This is a genomic window from Exiguobacterium sp. s59 (assembly GCF_018617475.1).
Taxonomy (GTDB): domain Bacteria; phylum Bacillota; class Bacilli; order Exiguobacteriales; family Exiguobacteriaceae; genus Exiguobacterium; species Exiguobacterium aestuarii.
Window position 1 is genome coordinate 214,248 of the sequence record NZ_JACSKG010000002.1, and the last position, 14,762, is coordinate 229,009.

Sequence of the window (14,762 nt, forward strand, 5' to 3'; positions counted from 1 at the left end):
AGTTTTGGGGATGTCTACATTTTTAATCGTCAACTGGATTCTATTCTTGCTCGTCCTCGGCTATGGTGTGTATTTATTCGCTACGCTGGTTCATCAGCGCTATACATTCATCAAGCTCGGGAAGAAGGCAGAATGGAGCCAAACGAACAAAGAACGACTCGAACAGGTCATGATCAACGTGTTCGGTCAAAAAAAATTGTTGAAGGATAAGAAGAGTGGCGCAATTCACGTCATGATGTTTTATGGCTTCATCCTCGTCCAATTCGGGGCGATTGATTTTATTTGGAAAGGACTAGCGGTCGGAACACGTTTCCCGCACATCCCGCTCGGTCCGCTCTATCCAATCTTCACGTTCATGCAAGAAATCGTCATGCTCATGATTCTCGTCGCGGTCGTTTGGGGATTCTACCGTCGTTACGTCGAGAAGCTCGTGCGCTTGAAACGAAACTTTTTAGCAGGTCTTGCCCTCATCTTCATCGGCGGGTTGATGGTTTCCGTCTTGTTCGGGAACGGGTTCTACCTCGTCTATAAAGAAGAGCTTCCGATGTGGGGTGAGCCGGTCGCGACACTCATCGGTTCAGCGTTTTCTTGGGTACCTGGGTCGGTCGCTTTCGCATTGTTCGTCGTCTTTTGGTGGATGCACCTTTTGTTCTTGCTCAGTTTCATGGTCTACATCCCACAAGGAAAACACGCGCATTTGATTGCCGGAACACTCAACGTCTGGCTCGGGCGCACGCACAAAGTCGGTCGCTTGGCACCTGTTGATTTTTCAGCGATGGAAGAAGCGGAAGAGTCAGATGAAGAGATTGTGTTTGGGGTCAACAAGATTGAAGACTTTAACCAGAAGCAGCTTGTCGACTTGTACGCTTGTGTTGAGTGTGGACGTTGTACGAATGTGTGTCCGGCAACCGGTACGGGTAAGATGTTGTCGCCGATGGACTTGATCGTCAAACTTCGCGACCATATGAATATGAAAGGTGCAGCGGTCACAAGAAAATCACCTTGGGCACCGGCACTTATGTTCCAAAACACGCAAGGCGCCGAGATTGCAGCTGCGGCGCAAGAAGGTCACATGCTCGTCGCAGACGAGTTGATTGGCAACGTCATCACGGAAGAAGAAATTTGGGCGTGTACGACTTGCCGTAACTGTGAAGACCAATGTCCGGTCATGAACGAGCATGTTGATAAAATCATCGATCTTCGTCGTTACCTCGTTATGATGGAAGGGAAGATGGACCCTGAGGCACAGCGCACGGTCGCAAACATCGAGCGTCAAGGAAACCCGTGGGGGATGAACCGAAAAGAACGCGAGAACTGGCGTAAGGATACAGAACTCGTCATCCCGACAGCGAAAGAGAAGAAAAAAGCAGGCGAAGAATTCGAATATCTCTTCTGGGTCGGTGCGATGGGTTCATACGACAGCCGTAGCCAAAAAGTCGCGCAAAGCTTTGCGAGCGTGTTGAACAAGGCGGGCGTCTCATTCGCTATTCTCGGAAATGAAGAGAAAAACTCAGGAGACACACCACGTCGAATCGGGAACGAGTTGCTCTTCCAAGAACTCGCCGAAGCGAACATCAAATTGTTTGAGAAGTATGGGGTGACGAAAATCGTCACGGTTGACCCACACGCATACAACACATTTAAAAATGAGTATCCAGACTTTGGACTCGATGGTGTGAAAGTGTATCACCATACAGAGTTGCTTGCTGAGTTGCTCGATACAGGTCGGATCCAACCAGATCTTCAAGTGAATGAACGTGTCGTCTATCACGACTCTTGCTACCTCGGTCGTTACAATGGCATTTATGACGCACCGCGATTCGTCCTCGAACGCATACCGGGTGTCGAACTCGTCGAAGCGACACGTAACCGTGAAAACGGTATGTGCTGTGGAGCAGGTGGAGGTCTCATGTGGCAGGAAGAGAAAGTCGGGACACGTGTCAACGTGGCTCGGACGGAACAACTGCTTGAGACGAAACCGACCGTCATCGGTTCGGCGTGTCCGTACTGCTTGACGATGTTGTCTGATGGAACGAAGGCGAAAGAAGTCGATGAGACGGTCGGCACATTTGACGTCGTCGAATTGCTCGATCGCTCGCTGAAAGCCATCGAGATACCAGAACCGGTTGTACAATAATACAGAAAGGCACGGTCCGCGGACCGTGCCTTGTTTGTTTACTGCATCTCAGAGGTCGATAGTAGGGAAGAGGTCAAGTGAGATAACCCTTGTGTCGTCTCGTTGATCGATGAAATGGTCTCAACCATCTGACTAAGGTCTTGTTTGTTTCGTTCGAAGGAAAGGACGTATTGACCCATCTCTTCTTGAACGGTCGAAAAACCAGATTTGACGGCATTCAGTTGACGCATCGCTTCATCATTCGTCTGATGCATTTGTCCCATTTGATCGAGGAGTGCTGCGATATTCGTCTCGTTTTCATGAATGAGTACATTGATTTGACTGCTCAGTTGTTTCGCGTTTTCCGCCAGTGTGCGTACTTCGGTGGCGACGACGGCGAATCCTTTGCCGTGTTCTCCTGCACGAGCTGCTTCAATCGAGGCGTTCAAGGCGAGCAAGTTCGTTTGGTTGGCGATTTGTTCGATGCTCTTAGTCATGCTGACGATTTCTTGAGATCCATTTTTTAAAGCGGTGATGCGATCGAGCGAAGTGTCGACGTAGGTGGCCGACTGTTTGAATTCGACTTCCATCTGTTCGATTTGGCTTCCGTTCGTATGCGTCAACGTCATCAAATGACGGCTCATCTTTTCCGTTTGCTCGGTTTCCGCAAGAACTTGGTGCGCGCGATCACTCGTTTCAGACATCGCTTGTCCCGTTTGCTCCATCGTGGTGGCGACTTCTGAACTGACACGTGAGACGTCGCTTAAAAGCGCGGCACGGGCTTGGTTCGCAGACTCGATTTCATCGAGGCGGGCGTTGACGTATTGTTCGGTGACGATTTGCGCGTCTAAGTTCATTGCGTGCGATAACGCTAAGAGAGATTCTGTCAAAGTAGACGGGTCATGTTGATACGTCTCAACCACTTTTGGGATGAGGAGTGTGTTAAAAGCAGAATATGTCGCGAGGAACCAGACGACAGGAACCGCAAAATGATGATGCGTCTGTCCCATCCGTTTCCGCATCGCCAAGAATTTGTCATCGATGTTCCCGGTCAATAAACTACGGAAATAATCGGCGAATACGTTCTTTAAACGCTCTCTCGTTGATGAGGCGTTAGCGATTCGAACCATTTCGGGTTGAAGCATCAAGTGGTCGAGTACGTTTTCAAGTACTTCATCTAGTACGGACTCCACGAGTGGAGCCATGTCTTGTAGGCGTTTCACTTGAGAGGCCGTATACCCCATATAGTGAGCCCGTCCGTTCAAACTCGAGTCAGCTGGTTTAGCGATTGTCTGGACTTCAGGAAAACCGGTAGTTGCGACGAAGTGATTGGATGTTGTTTTACGAAAAAGTGCCATGTATTTTTCTCCTTCTCTTTTATATCTAAATTAATGTTCTCTTCTATATCGGCAAAAGATTGAAGAAACTGAGAAGTTAATGTGTTGTGGAAAAGGTTCGTAGACGAATGGAACTGGGAAAGGATGATTGAGGAACGGAATATCCAATCTCAATGTAAGGAGTGTGTCCCATGAAAAACATGGTTGTCCTATTGACGATTGTCAGTGCCCTGAGTAGCCAAATTCTGCCGCAAATCTTGTTTTTGTCCATTATGGCAGTCGAAGAAGGAGTCGGACGATTGATTCCATTCCTCATCTTTTACGTATCGAGCATGTCAGGTCTTTTATTGTGGGTGTATGTCATCGGACGACGGGGTTCAAAGGATACATTTCTCATTGCCTTGTCTGTGCTCGTCGTCGGTCTCGTTTGTTTTGTGCTTCCCTTTGACAGCGCCATTGAATGGAGCGCATTCTTGGTCGGCGTTGGCTCGATTGGGGTCGGTACAATTATGACGACCATTCTCTCGCAATTGAACGAGCTGAAGCCTGCAGAAGATTCGGAGTCAAAAGAAGAGGGTGGCAGTTCGTGGCCGTTGGTTCTTATGTTAGTCGGTTGGATTGCGGTGTTCTCGTATGCGTTGACGCAGTCGTACAATCTTGCCATTGCCCTGTTCCTAGTGAGTCTCATTTTGCCGTGGCTGTTCGTGCGAAAGTTACCGCTCCAAAAATCTGCGACATGGCAGTTTGATACCCGTTCCTTTCTCCGTGCTTTTATCGCGGTCACCGTCTTTACGTTGATTAGTCGCTTGCTTAGTCTCTTAGAAGGGGCGCGTGGCTATATCGAAGTGTTTGGCTTAATGATCATTTTGCTCGTCTATGTCGCATGGTTACTGTTGCAAAAGCGGGTTCGTGATTTTATCGGTGCAAGTCGTACCCGGCAGGTTCAATTATTATCGTTTGTGATTGGGTTGTTCGGTGGCTGGACGCTAATCGGAGCCGTCTTTGTCAGTCTTGCTCTGTATTCGTTCCAAGTTCTCATCTTTTATGTGTTCGTTCCATTTTTAGCCGGTGTCATCGGTTGGATCTTATTTAGTCGCATCTTTGATTTTGCGCGCCATCCGTACATCGTCTTGTTCCTATCCTCGCTCTTCTTTTTCGTTGGCTTTATCGAGCCACTTGCCTTCATACCGGTATTGTTTGTCAGTGGTTATACGCAGACGATGTATTCGAGTGTCAGTCATATGTATTTGTTTGACCAGTATGGGGAAAACCAAGAGTTCGCGTCGTTACTGCTACAGCTGTGGAAACGATTTGGCATGGTCGTGGCATATTCATTCTTAATGATTGGATTGCTCGGTTATGGTTTATATGTGGGTCAAACAGTAAATGAAGAATTGTCGTTCCAGATTCCACGCGCGTGGATGTTTGGTGTCTCAGGGTTGACATGGGTATTTAATATCGGATTGATCAGTCTGTACTGGTTCCGTACTAAAACCGAGACATCACACGATTCATAATTTCCTCTAGCTTTTTTATATCGCTTTTGTTTATAATGAGGAGTGATGTTTAACTAGTGACGGAAAAGGAGTGTCCTTTAATGAATAAATCGTTGATTGATTTCGTTTATGAACTTCTCCAAGAAACTGGCGAGCAGCCTGTTTCTTTTGATGAGATTCGCGAAAAAATCAAGCAAAACTATACGTTTGCGAGTGAAGAAGAAGAGCTCGAGAAAATCGCACAACTTTACACCGATTTGAACATCGACGGGTTGTTCGTCAACTTGGGAGCAAACCGTTGGGCGCTTCGCGTATGGTACCCATTCGACAAGTCGGATGAAGATCTCGTCATCGAAGCACGTCAACGTGGTGAGCTTGACGAGTTCGAAGAAGAGTTTGAAGAAGCAGACGAAGGCATCGTCGATATCGAAGATGACTTGGATGTATTCGCAAAAGTAGAAGATTACGATTCATCTGAATTTGACGATGAGGACGAAGAAGAAAAAGTAGAAGGCCTTGACGACTTCAAGGACGATGACTTGGACGACGACCTCGATCTCGAAGACGAGGATGATTTATAAGAGACCGCAAAAAGCCGGGCATCGCGCCCGGCTAGGCGTGTCTCTTTTTCTTTTTTAGTCGTTTTCATCGACTTGAAAAAAAGAAAAAAATAATATCTTGACGACTGTATCGTCTCTGGCGTAAATTAGTCATGGGCTAGTTTAGCACGTAACGATGCAGCAAAAGTGTCCTCCATTCACGGGGGCACTTTTGCTTTTTTTGTTTTTTCGTTTCCCGATGGTTGGTATTCAAGAGAGGAGAAAGAAACATGACAAAGTACATTTTCGTAACAGGCGGGGTAGTATCTTCGCTCGGTAAAGGGATTACGGCAGCTTCACTCGCGCGTCTACTCAAAAATCGAGGACTCAACGTCACGATTCAGAAGTTTGACCCATACATCAACATTGACCCAGGTACGATGAGCCCGTATCAACACGGAGAAGTATTCGTCACAGATGATGGTGCTGAGACTGACCTTGACCTCGGACACTATGAGCGTTTCATCGACATCAACTTGTCGCAAAACGCGAACGTCACATCAGGGCGCATTTATTCGACTGTCTTGAAGAAAGAGCGTCGTGGAGACTATAACGGTGGAACGGTTCAGGTCATTCCGCATATCACGAACGAAATCAAAGACCGTGTCTTCCGTGCAGGGCGCGAGACGAACGCCGATGTCGTCATCACTGAGATTGGTGGAACAGTCGGGGATATCGAATCCCTCCCGTTCATCGAAGCGATTCGCCAAGTGAAGAATGACATCGGGAAAGAGAACGTCATGTACGTCCACTGTACACTCGTTCCTTACCTTCGTGCCGCAGGTGAAATGAAGACAAAACCGACACAGCACAGTGTCAAAGAGCTTCGCAGCTACGGGATTCAACCGGACATCATCGTCCTTCGTACCGAGCATGACATCCCAGAAGACATGCGCGAGAAAATCGCACTCTTCTGTGATACACGCAAAGAGGCGGTCATCGAGGCGCAAGACGCATCGACACTTTATGAAGTACCACTCAACCTTCAAAAACAAGGAATGGACCAACTCGTCAACGACTACTTCGGTTTCAATTCACCGGCTGCTGACATGACGGCGTGGAAAGAACTCGTCCACACGGTCACACACCTTGAGAAGAAAGTGAAAATCGCACTCGTCGGGAAATATGTCGAATTGCGTGATGCGTATATCTCGGTTGCGGAAGCACTTAAACATGCGGGTTATGCGTTCAATGCGGATATCGACATCGACTGGATCAACGCGGAAGACGTGACGGCTGAAAACGTCTCGGACATCCTCGGTGATGCGGACGGAATCCTCGTCCCAGGTGGATTCGGTGAGCGTGGAATCGAAGGGAAGATTGAAGCGACACGTTTCGCTCGTGAAAACAACGTCCCATTCTTCGGGATCTGTCTCGGGATGCAACTCGCGACGGTCGAGTTTGCCCGTAACGTCTTGAAGTTGGACGGCGCGCACACGGCTGAAATCGATCCATCGACTCCGTATCCGATCATCGACCTTCTTCCAGAACAAAAGGACATCGAAGACCTTGGGGGTACACTCCGTCTCGGACTCTACCCATGTAAACTTGAAAAAGGGACGAAAGCACATGCGGCTTACGATCAAGAGCTCGTGTACGAGCGCCATCGTCACCGCTATGAGTTCAACAACGAATATCGTGAAGCGTTCGAAGCAGAAGGCTTCAAGTTCTCAGGTACGAGCCCAGACGGTCGTCTTGTGGAAATCATTGAGATTCCAGAACACAAGTGGTTCGTGGCATCACAGTTCCACCCTGAGCTCATCTCACGTCCAGAACGTCCACAACGTCTATTCCATGACTTCATCCAAGCGTCACTTGGAGAATAATGAATTGAAAGCCACGACCCATTACGGGTTGTGGCTTTTTTCTACGCCAAAAGCATGAGAGGGAAGGTGCCTTTGGCATGATACATCACCTTCACTTTGTGGGTACACTAGAAGTAGAACGGGGAGAGGGCGATGGCTTATGAAAGAACGACATTCGATTTATCTAGGGTATGGGCTGGGGCTTGTCGCGCTCAGTCTGTTGCCGTTCGTCGTCTTGCCTTCCCTCTTATTGCCGTACCAACTTGGATGGACAGGCGTTGTCTTACTCGCGCTCTCAGTCGGGCTCCTTCGGTCGATTCGCGACGGCTCAAACATGATCTTGAAGCAGATGTGGAAAATCACGTTCTCGCTCTTTTTAATCTTTGTGTTTGTCTATTACGTATCGTTCGGACTCGTCCTCTATGATACGTATGGGTTAGATCGTCTATTAGAACAGTATGAACGACAGGCGGTATGGGTATTCGCAGCATTCAGTTTTTTACAACCGATTGCGTTACCCGTCCCGGAAGCGGTCAGTGTGCCGATCGGGAGCGTCGCACTCGGACCGTTTCGTGCCGCTTTAGTCGGGAGTGTGTCGACCACGCTTGGCATCTTTGTCATGTATGGTCTGGCCCGATTCGGCCGTGAGCGAATCATTCGTTGGGTCGATGAGGAGAAGTTAAAGACATATGACCGATATGTCGAAAAGTATGGTCTTGGCATCTTGCTCGTCTTGTTCATTATTCCGATTTTACCGGATGAGGTCATCTGTCTGGCCGCAGGGTTTAGTCGCGTTCCGTTCCCGCGCTTTGCGGGTATTGCGTTCGGCGCAAAAATCGTCACGTCGTTCGGACTCGCTTATTCTGTCTCGATTGGGCAATTGTTTATGACGGGCTCGAGTCCGATTGCCATCGTCTCTGTCATGGCAAGTTTAATCGTGTTGATTCTCGCGTTCATTTGGCGCAAACGGAAAAAAGGAGATTCAAACGGTACGCAAGAATAAGGTAAGGACGCTATATAGAAAGGAAGACAAGATGCGACAAGATCAAGAAGTGGTCATTCGACCAATTGAAGAAAAAGACTTATCACGACTATGGGAATTGATTTATCGAGAGGCGACACCGGAATGGAAACAATGGGATGCGCCTTACTTTGAACACAAAGCGATGTCTTATGAGGAATTTCAGCAAATCGAACGGTCGTTTATCCAGAAAGAAGACATGTGGGTCATTGAAGTGGATGGAACGGTATATGGGACCGTTTCTTACTATTTTGAAGATGCCGGACGAGAGTGGCTCGAGATGGGCATCATCTTGCATCAGCCCGACCGTTGGAATCGAGGAGTCGGGACGCGTGCCCTTCGCTTATGGAGCGAGCATTTATTTGAGACGTTACCTGTCGTCCGTGTCGGCTTGACGACGTGGTCAGGGAATGAGCGGATGATGCGAGTCGCTGAAAAAGTGGGGCTGCAGCTCGAAGGTCGAATCCGTCAAGTGCGTGTCGTGAACGGGAAGCGCTATGATTCGATTCGGATGGGCATGTTACGAGAAGAGTGGAAAGCATAAAAAAGCACCGCGGATGAAACAATCCGCGGTGTGTTGTGTTACTTCACTTTTTGATCTTTAATCGGGAACCAACCGGCACGAGTCGTAATCGCATTCCAGAGTGGGGCTGGCACGGCGAGTTCGGCTTGTTTATCCAAGTCGAGTTCTGTCTCGATTTCGTCTTCGCGGTCTGTTTTCACTTTCTCGAGCCATTCTGGGTCGATGATGAGTTCGCGACCGAGCGCGGCGAGGTCGACAACGTCGAGTGCATCTTCCACTTGCCCAGGACGTTGGAGCTGTCCGACCCCGATGAGTGGGATAGCGCCGTTGATCCGTTTGGCAATCCGATCGATGGAACGCTCTGTGACGTTTTCGTCACGCATCGAAGCTGTGTTGAAGTTCCAAAGAGAAGCGTGAATATAATCGACGCCTTCTTCTAAAATCATATCAAGCAGGACATCTGTGTCATCAAGTGTGATCCCTGGCTCTTCAATCTCTTCTGGTGAGAAGCGATAACCGATTAAGAAGTCTTCTGCATCTGCTGCGGCTTCTTTGACACGGCGAATGACTTCGCGTGGGAACGTCAAACGACCATGGACATCACCGCCGAAGCGATCTTCACGGCGATTCGAGTGTGGTGAGAAGAATTGTTGAATCAAGTATGTGTTCGCTCCGTGAATCTCGACTCCGTCAAACCCGGCTTCGATAGCGCGACGAGTCGCTTCACCGAACGCATCGATGATGGCTTCGACTTCTGACGTCTCGAGCGCACGTGGTGTGACGGCGCCTTCACGAACAGGTGCGACCGCACTTGCGCTCACTGGTTGTTCGTTCGGGACGAGTTCAGGTGGCGACATACGTCCTGCGTGGAAAATTTGAAGAATGGCTTTTGCGCCTTCTGCTTTTAAACTTTCCGCCAATTGACGAAGACCTGTGATGAATTTGTCATCATTGACCCCGAATGCGTTCGGGAATCCTTTCCCGTCTTCTGTCACGTACGCGCAAGCCGTGATGGCGAGCCCGACGTTTTGTGCACGTTTCCGATAATATGCGAGCTCGTGCTCAGATACTTCGCCCGTTGGTTCTGATGAGTAGTGCGTCATCGGCGCCAATACAAGGCGGTTCGGTACTTCAACGCCATTTTTAAACTGAAAAGGTTGTAACATACGTTTCATCTGAAATCCTCCTTCAACATGATACCTTGAAGTCTAAGCTTCTCGATTGCAAAATGCGAGTCGGATGCTTGTGAAACGACACATTGCAGATTGATCAAGCGTAAGAGATGATTGAACTCAAAAGAATAGGGTATAATACAGGAGAAAAGTTGATATTCGGTTCGAGACAATAGAGAGACCACAACAGAAGGGGGAAGCCTTGTTTTTGTTGTGGTCTCTTTTTCTATCCATTGAACCGTACTTACTATAGGAGGGAATAAGATGGAAATCAGAAATTTCTCAGCAAAAGAACGAGCGAAACGATATGAACAACTGACAAGTGAACGTCATGACGTTCTTGTTGTCGGTGGAGGGATTACGGGAGCGGGGATTGCGCTTGATGCGTCGTCGCGTGGGATGAAGACAGCCGTTCTTGAGATGCAAGACTTTGCAGCAGGGACGTCAAGCCGTTCGACGAAACTTGTTCACGGGGGACTCCGCTATTTGAAACAATTCGAAGTGGCGCTCGTCGCAGAAGTCGGGAAAGAGCGGGCCATCGTATATGAGAATGGTCCACACGTCACGACGCCGGAGCAAATGCTCTTACCGATGCACAAGGGAGGCACGTTCGGTCCATTCTCGACATCAATCGGACTCATGGTGTATGACTTCCTCGCAGGTGTAAAACGTGCAGAGCGTCGCATGATGCTCAAACCAGATGAAGTCATCAAAAAGGCACCACTCGTGAAAAAAGACGACTTGGTCGGAGGCGGCTATTACGTCGAGTACCGGACAGATGATGCACGATTGACGATTGAAGTGGCGAAAGAAGCAGCGAATCATGGTGCGCTTCTAATGAACTATGCGAAAGTGACAGGATTGATTTACGAAAACGGCAAAGTGGCCGGTGTACACGTCGAAGATCAGATTGACGGGTCGACGTATGACGTATATGCGAAGAAAATCATCAATGCGACCGGTCCATGGGTCGACGAGTTACGAGAAGAAGATAACTCGAAAAAAGGGAAGCAGCTTCGTCTGACAAAAGGGATTCACTTGGTCATCGACCAGTCGAAATTCCCACTCAAACAAGCGATCTATTTCGATACACCAGACGGACGCATGGTCTTTGCGATTCCACGTGGCAATAAAGCATACGTCGGAACGACGGATACGTTCTTCGATAAAAACAAAGCGCATCCACGCATGACGACGGAAGACCGCGATTATATTTTAGAAGCCATTCACTATATGTTCCCAGACGTCAATGTCACAGCGGATGACGTAGAGTCGAGCTGGGCAGGTATTCGTCCGTTGATTTATGAAGAAGGAAAAGACCCTTCTGAAATTTCACGTAAGGACGAAATCTGGCAGTCGGACAGCGGCTTGATCACGATTGCCGGCGGTAAATTGACTGGGTATCGGAAGATGTCGGAAACGGTCGTCGACCTCGTCGCGAAACTGTTGAAAGAAGAAGACGGTGTCGTCTACTTGGCAAGCCGGACGAAGCATATGCCGATGTCAGGTGGTCATGTCGGTGGATCGAAAGGCTTCAAAGATTTCCTTGAGAAGAAAACGAAAGAACTTCAAAATCATGGTTTAGACGCAAATCATGCAGAAGAACTTGTCCGTTTATACGGATCGAATATCGACCGCGTCATCGAACGGATGGATGCGAACGCATATGACCTTCCTGAAATCGTCTATGCGCAGTTGGTGTACGGCATCGAGGAAGAATCGGTCGTTCGTGCCATCGACTTCTTGATTCGCCGCACGGGAGCGATGTTCTTTGACATCGACTTCGTCCGTCAATACAAAGACGGCGTCCTTCGCTGCATGGCCGATGTCTTCAAATGGTCAGATGAGCGTTTGAAAGAGGAACGTGAAGAAGTCGAGAAAGAAATTGAAATCGCAGTTGTTCCAGTGGCTGTCGAATCATAAGATACAATGCGTCATACGAGAGGTTCATTCTGAACAGGATGAACCTCTTTTTGTGGAATGGTTTCATGACTTCGGAATAACGGTATATCTCATAAGTAGTGACTCTTATGTTGAAGGAGAACTGTTTATGAAGAGAAATTTTATCGCCGTCTTGTTGATTGGCGTTTTAATAGTAGTAGGCTGGCGCTATGTCGACGTAGATCGTCTATTGGCGGATGTGTATTATGTCAAAGTCCCGAATGCGGAAGTGGCGACACAGACGTCGAACGGGTATCGATATGACCTCATCGGATACGATGAAGATGGGAAGAAGCGACCGCTCGCCATTACAACGACTACCCTCCTGGCCGAAGGAGACTTTCTAAAAGTTTTTGTGAAAGAAGAATCTCCCGAAGTGACCGATTATGAACGGGTCAATGCGTTGGAAGTGCCAGAACAGTTGAAAGAAGAGCAGGAAGAGGACAGTTCCGAGACGCCGTTCCCTTGATTTCAAAAGATAGGCATCGCGAAAAAGAGATGAGTTTGGTATGGTTAAATTGTTTGATTATGGAAAATGATGAATGAAAGAAGGGACATGCATGTCACGGATGTTGATTGCAGACGACCAGGATGGAATTCGTACGATGCTCGCACAAGTGTTCACGAACATGGGTGTTGACGTGGACACGGCGCAAGACGGCATCAAAGCCTGGGAGTTTTTAGAGAAAGAACGATACGACTTAGTACTTCTCGATATGAACATGCCGCGTATGTTCGGTCATGAAGTATTGCGTCGGATGAGAGAACAAGAACTAGAGACACCTGTCATGATCATGACGGCGTTCGGAGAAGAAACGGTGATTGACGAGGTGCGTCGTCTCGGAATTGCTGCGCAATTTGAAAAGCCATTTGATATATACGGAATGATTGAAAAAGTGAAGGAAGTCTTGGAAATTTGACGTTTCGTCACCAAGATGACATATGTAAACGCTTGCGCTAAGCCATTTCTATGCCCGAATAGCATAGGCACATGTTTTACGGTGTGTTATAATGGGAACGAATTGCACGGGGGAACTTTTCCCAAACGTGTATAATAGCGAACAGACAGGAGGATGTCATTATGCCATTAGTATCAATGACAGAAATGCTTAACAAAGCATTCGAAGGCAAGTATGCAGTAGGCCAATTCAACATCAACAACCTCGAGTGGACGCAAGCGATTCTTCGCGCTGCGGAAGACGAGAAATCACCAGTAATCCTCGGTGTATCAGAAGGTGCAGCGAAGTACATGGGTGGCTTCACAACAGTTGTCAAAATGGTTGAAGGTCTCATGCACGACTACAACATCACTGTTCCAGTTGCAATCCACCTTGACCACGGTTCTTCATTCGACAAGTGTAAAGCAGCGATCGACGCTGGATTCACATCAGTCATGATCGACGGTTCACACCACCCGATCGACGAAAACGTTGAAATGACGAAACAAGTTGTCGAGTACGCGCACGCTAAAGGCGCTTCTGTTGAGGCAGAAGTCGGTACAGTTGGCGGCGAAGAAGACGGCGTCATCGGTGGCGTACAATACGCTGACCTCGAAGAGTGTGTACGTGTTGTTAAAGAAGCGAAAGTGGATGCACTCGCTGCAGCACTCGGTTCTGTACACGGACCATACCAAGGTGAGCCGAAGCTTGGCTTCAAAGAGATGGAAGAAATCGCGAAAGCGACACAAACTCCACTCGTTCTTCACGGCGGATCAGGTATTCCTGAGCACCAAGTTAAAAAAGCAATCGAGCTCGGACACAGCAAAATCAACGTCAACACAGAGTGCCAACAAGAGTGGACTCGTGCGGTACGTGAGAAGCTTGACGCTGACTCGAAAGTATATGACCCACGTAAAGTTATCGGACCTGGGATCGAAGCGATCTACAACGTCGTAACTGGCAAAATGCGTGAGTTTGGTTCTAGCAACCAAGCATAATCCTGTTTGATCAAGTCGGTTCTCTATGAGGACCGACTTTTTGTATATTTCGGCTTTCATCAGGCTCGGAATCTGACAAAGGGTGTAGTAATTCACCTGTTCTTTCCTCATAATAGAGATTGTAAGCGATCACAAATGAAGGAGGAGACACATATGCGTTTTTTCATTGACACAGCAAATGTGCAAGACATTAAACAAGCTCACCAAATGGGCGTCATCGGAGGCGTGACGACGAATCCATCGCTCGTCGCCAAAGAAGGTGTCGACTTCCATACAAGACTTCGTGAAATCTGTGAGATCGTCGGGGATCTCTCGGTCAGTGCGGAAGTTATTGCACTCGATGCAAAGGGTATGGTGGAAGAAGGAAAGGAACTTGCTGCCATCGCGCCGAATATTACGGTAAAGGTACCGATGACACCAGCGGGGATGGAAGCGGTGAAACAGTTCAAAGAGCTCGGGATCAAAACGAACGTGACGCTCATCTTTAACGCGAACCAAGCGTTACTTGCGGCACGTGCCGGCGCTTCGTATGTTTCTCCATTCATCGGACGTTTGGATGACATCGGTCAAGATGGACTCGATCTCATCGAGACGATTGCCAACATTTTTGCGATTCATGGCATCGAGACAGAAATCATTGCGGCATCTGTACGTCACCCGGTTCATGCGACGAAAGCCGCACTCCTTGGGGCTGATATTGCGACAGTCCCTTACAAAGTCATCGAACAGATGATGAAACATCCGCTCACAGACAAAGGCATTGAGCAGTTTTTAGCGGATTGGAACAACGCTCAATCCAAATAAGTCCGTCGTAGA

At 48.3% G+C, this 14,762-nt stretch carries 13 protein-coding genes; 11 read left to right on the plus strand and 2 right to left on the minus strand.

Translation table 11 applies throughout. The annotated features are described in order from the left end of the window. The first annotated feature begins 10 nt into the window (after nt 1–10). A complete protein-coding gene (locus tag KNO91_RS04480) occupies nt 11–2,137 on the plus strand; it encodes a (Fe-S)-binding protein (RefSeq protein ID WP_214792854.1) in 2,127 nt (708 codons plus the stop codon). Nucleotides 2,138–2,175: 38 nt separating this feature from the next. On the opposite strand, the gene KNO91_RS04485 is transcribed toward KNO91_RS04480, so the two are convergent. Further along, nucleotides 2,176–3,474, minus strand: coding sequence for a methyl-accepting chemotaxis protein (locus KNO91_RS04485; RefSeq protein WP_214816457.1), 1,299 nt, complete (start codon nt 3,472–3,474; stop codon nt 2,176–2,178). Nucleotides 3,475–3,644: 170 nt separating this feature from the next. Between KNO91_RS04485 and KNO91_RS04490 the strand changes: the two genes are divergently transcribed. From KNO91_RS04490 to KNO91_RS04510, 5 genes are all read left to right on the plus strand, one after another. Further along, nucleotides 3,645–4,970, plus strand: a complete 1,326-nt coding sequence (locus KNO91_RS04490) for a hypothetical protein (RefSeq protein ID WP_214816459.1) — start codon at nt 3,645–3,647, stop codon at nt 4,968–4,970. Nucleotides 4,971–5,050: 80 nt separating this feature from the next. Beyond that, the gene (rpoE, locus tag KNO91_RS04495; protein ID WP_012727404.1) at nt 5,051–5,530 is read left to right on the plus strand and encodes a DNA-directed RNA polymerase subunit delta; all 480 of its coding nucleotides are present in this window, start codon (nt 5,051–5,053) and stop codon (nt 5,528–5,530) included. Between the two features lie 248 nt (nt 5,531–5,778). Beyond that, the gene (locus tag KNO91_RS04500) at nt 5,779–7,374 is read left to right on the plus strand and encodes a CTP synthase (RefSeq protein WP_214792861.1); all 1,596 of its coding nucleotides are present in this window, start codon (nt 5,779–5,781) and stop codon (nt 7,372–7,374) included. 139 nt (nt 7,375–7,513) lie between these two features. Next, on the plus strand, nt 7,514–8,356 hold the full coding sequence (locus KNO91_RS04505) for a TVP38/TMEM64 family protein (protein WP_214792870.1): 843 nt from the start codon (nt 7,514–7,516) through the stop codon (nt 8,354–8,356). A gap of 31 nt (nt 8,357–8,387) precedes the next feature. Then, nucleotides 8,388–8,918: a GNAT family N-acetyltransferase gene (locus KNO91_RS04510; protein WP_214792874.1), complete on the plus strand. Its 531-nt coding sequence runs from the start codon at nt 8,388–8,390 to the stop codon at nt 8,916–8,918. Between the two features lie 38 nt (nt 8,919–8,956). Here the strand turns inward: KNO91_RS04510 and KNO91_RS04515 are convergent, their stop codons facing one another. Further along, nucleotides 8,957–10,072, minus strand: a complete 1,116-nt coding sequence (locus KNO91_RS04515; protein ID WP_214786241.1) for an NADH-dependent flavin oxidoreductase — start codon at nt 10,070–10,072, stop codon at nt 8,957–8,959. A gap of 261 nt (nt 10,073–10,333) precedes the next feature. Between KNO91_RS04515 and KNO91_RS04520 the strand changes: the two genes are divergently transcribed. The 5 genes from KNO91_RS04520 (at nt 10,334) to fsa (ending at nt 14,750) form a co-directional block, all read left to right on the plus strand. Beyond that, on the plus strand, nt 10,334–11,992 hold the full coding sequence (locus KNO91_RS04520) for a glycerol-3-phosphate dehydrogenase/oxidase (protein ID WP_214816461.1): 1,659 nt from the start codon (nt 10,334–10,336) through the stop codon (nt 11,990–11,992). A gap of 127 nt (nt 11,993–12,119) precedes the next feature. Continuing rightward, the gene (locus KNO91_RS04525; RefSeq protein WP_214816463.1) at nt 12,120–12,479 is read left to right on the plus strand and encodes a YxeA family protein; all 360 of its coding nucleotides are present in this window, start codon (nt 12,120–12,122) and stop codon (nt 12,477–12,479) included. Between the two features lie 91 nt (nt 12,480–12,570). Further along, entirely contained in the window at nt 12,571–12,930 is a 360-nt protein-coding gene (locus KNO91_RS04530) for a response regulator (protein ID WP_214792879.1), read from the plus strand. 161 nt (nt 12,931–13,091) lie between these two features. Next, entirely contained in the window at nt 13,092–13,946 is an 855-nt protein-coding gene (gene fba / locus KNO91_RS04535; protein ID WP_214694578.1) for a class II fructose-1,6-bisphosphate aldolase, read from the plus strand. A gap of 153 nt (nt 13,947–14,099) precedes the next feature. After that, nucleotides 14,100–14,750: a fructose-6-phosphate aldolase gene (fsa, locus tag KNO91_RS04540; protein ID WP_214792882.1), complete on the plus strand. Its 651-nt coding sequence runs from the start codon at nt 14,100–14,102 to the stop codon at nt 14,748–14,750. Nucleotides 14,751–14,762 lie beyond the last annotated feature (12 nt).

What these genes read in the sequence shown, in the direction of transcription:
- rpoE (WP_012727404.1), top strand. Translation starts at nt 5,051, where the DNA reads ATGAATAAATCGTTGATTGATTTCGTTTATGAACTTCTCCAAGAAACT.
- KNO91_RS04520 (WP_214816461.1), top strand. Translation starts at nt 10,334, where the DNA reads ATGGAAATCAGAAATTTCTCAGCAAAAGAACGAGCGAAACGATATGAA.
- KNO91_RS04490 (WP_214816459.1), top strand. Translation starts at nt 3,645, where the DNA reads ATGAAAAACATGGTTGTCCTATTGACGATTGTCAGTGCCCTGAGTAGC.
- KNO91_RS04515 (WP_214786241.1), bottom strand. Translation starts at nt 10,072, where the DNA reads ATGAAACGTATGTTACAACCTTTTCAGTTTAAAAATGGCGTTGAAGTA.
- KNO91_RS04480 (WP_214792854.1), top strand. Translation starts at nt 11, where the DNA reads ATGTCTACATTTTTAATCGTCAACTGGATTCTATTCTTGCTCGTCCTC.
- KNO91_RS04485 (WP_214816457.1), bottom strand. Translation starts at nt 3,474, where the DNA reads ATGGCACTTTTTCGTAAAACAACATCCAATCACTTCGTCGCAACTACC.
- KNO91_RS04525 (WP_214816463.1), top strand. Translation starts at nt 12,120, where the DNA reads ATGAAGAGAAATTTTATCGCCGTCTTGTTGATTGGCGTTTTAATAGTA.
- fba (WP_214694578.1), top strand. Translation starts at nt 13,092, where the DNA reads ATGCCATTAGTATCAATGACAGAAATGCTTAACAAAGCATTCGAAGGC.
- KNO91_RS04500 (WP_214792861.1), top strand. Translation starts at nt 5,779, where the DNA reads ATGACAAAGTACATTTTCGTAACAGGCGGGGTAGTATCTTCGCTCGGT.
- KNO91_RS04510 (WP_214792874.1), top strand. Translation starts at nt 8,388, where the DNA reads ATGCGACAAGATCAAGAAGTGGTCATTCGACCAATTGAAGAAAAAGAC.
- KNO91_RS04505 (WP_214792870.1), top strand. Translation starts at nt 7,514, where the DNA reads ATGAAAGAACGACATTCGATTTATCTAGGGTATGGGCTGGGGCTTGTC.
- fsa (WP_214792882.1), top strand. Translation starts at nt 14,100, where the DNA reads ATGCGTTTTTTCATTGACACAGCAAATGTGCAAGACATTAAACAAGCT.
- KNO91_RS04530 (WP_214792879.1), top strand. Translation starts at nt 12,571, where the DNA reads ATGTCACGGATGTTGATTGCAGACGACCAGGATGGAATTCGTACGATG.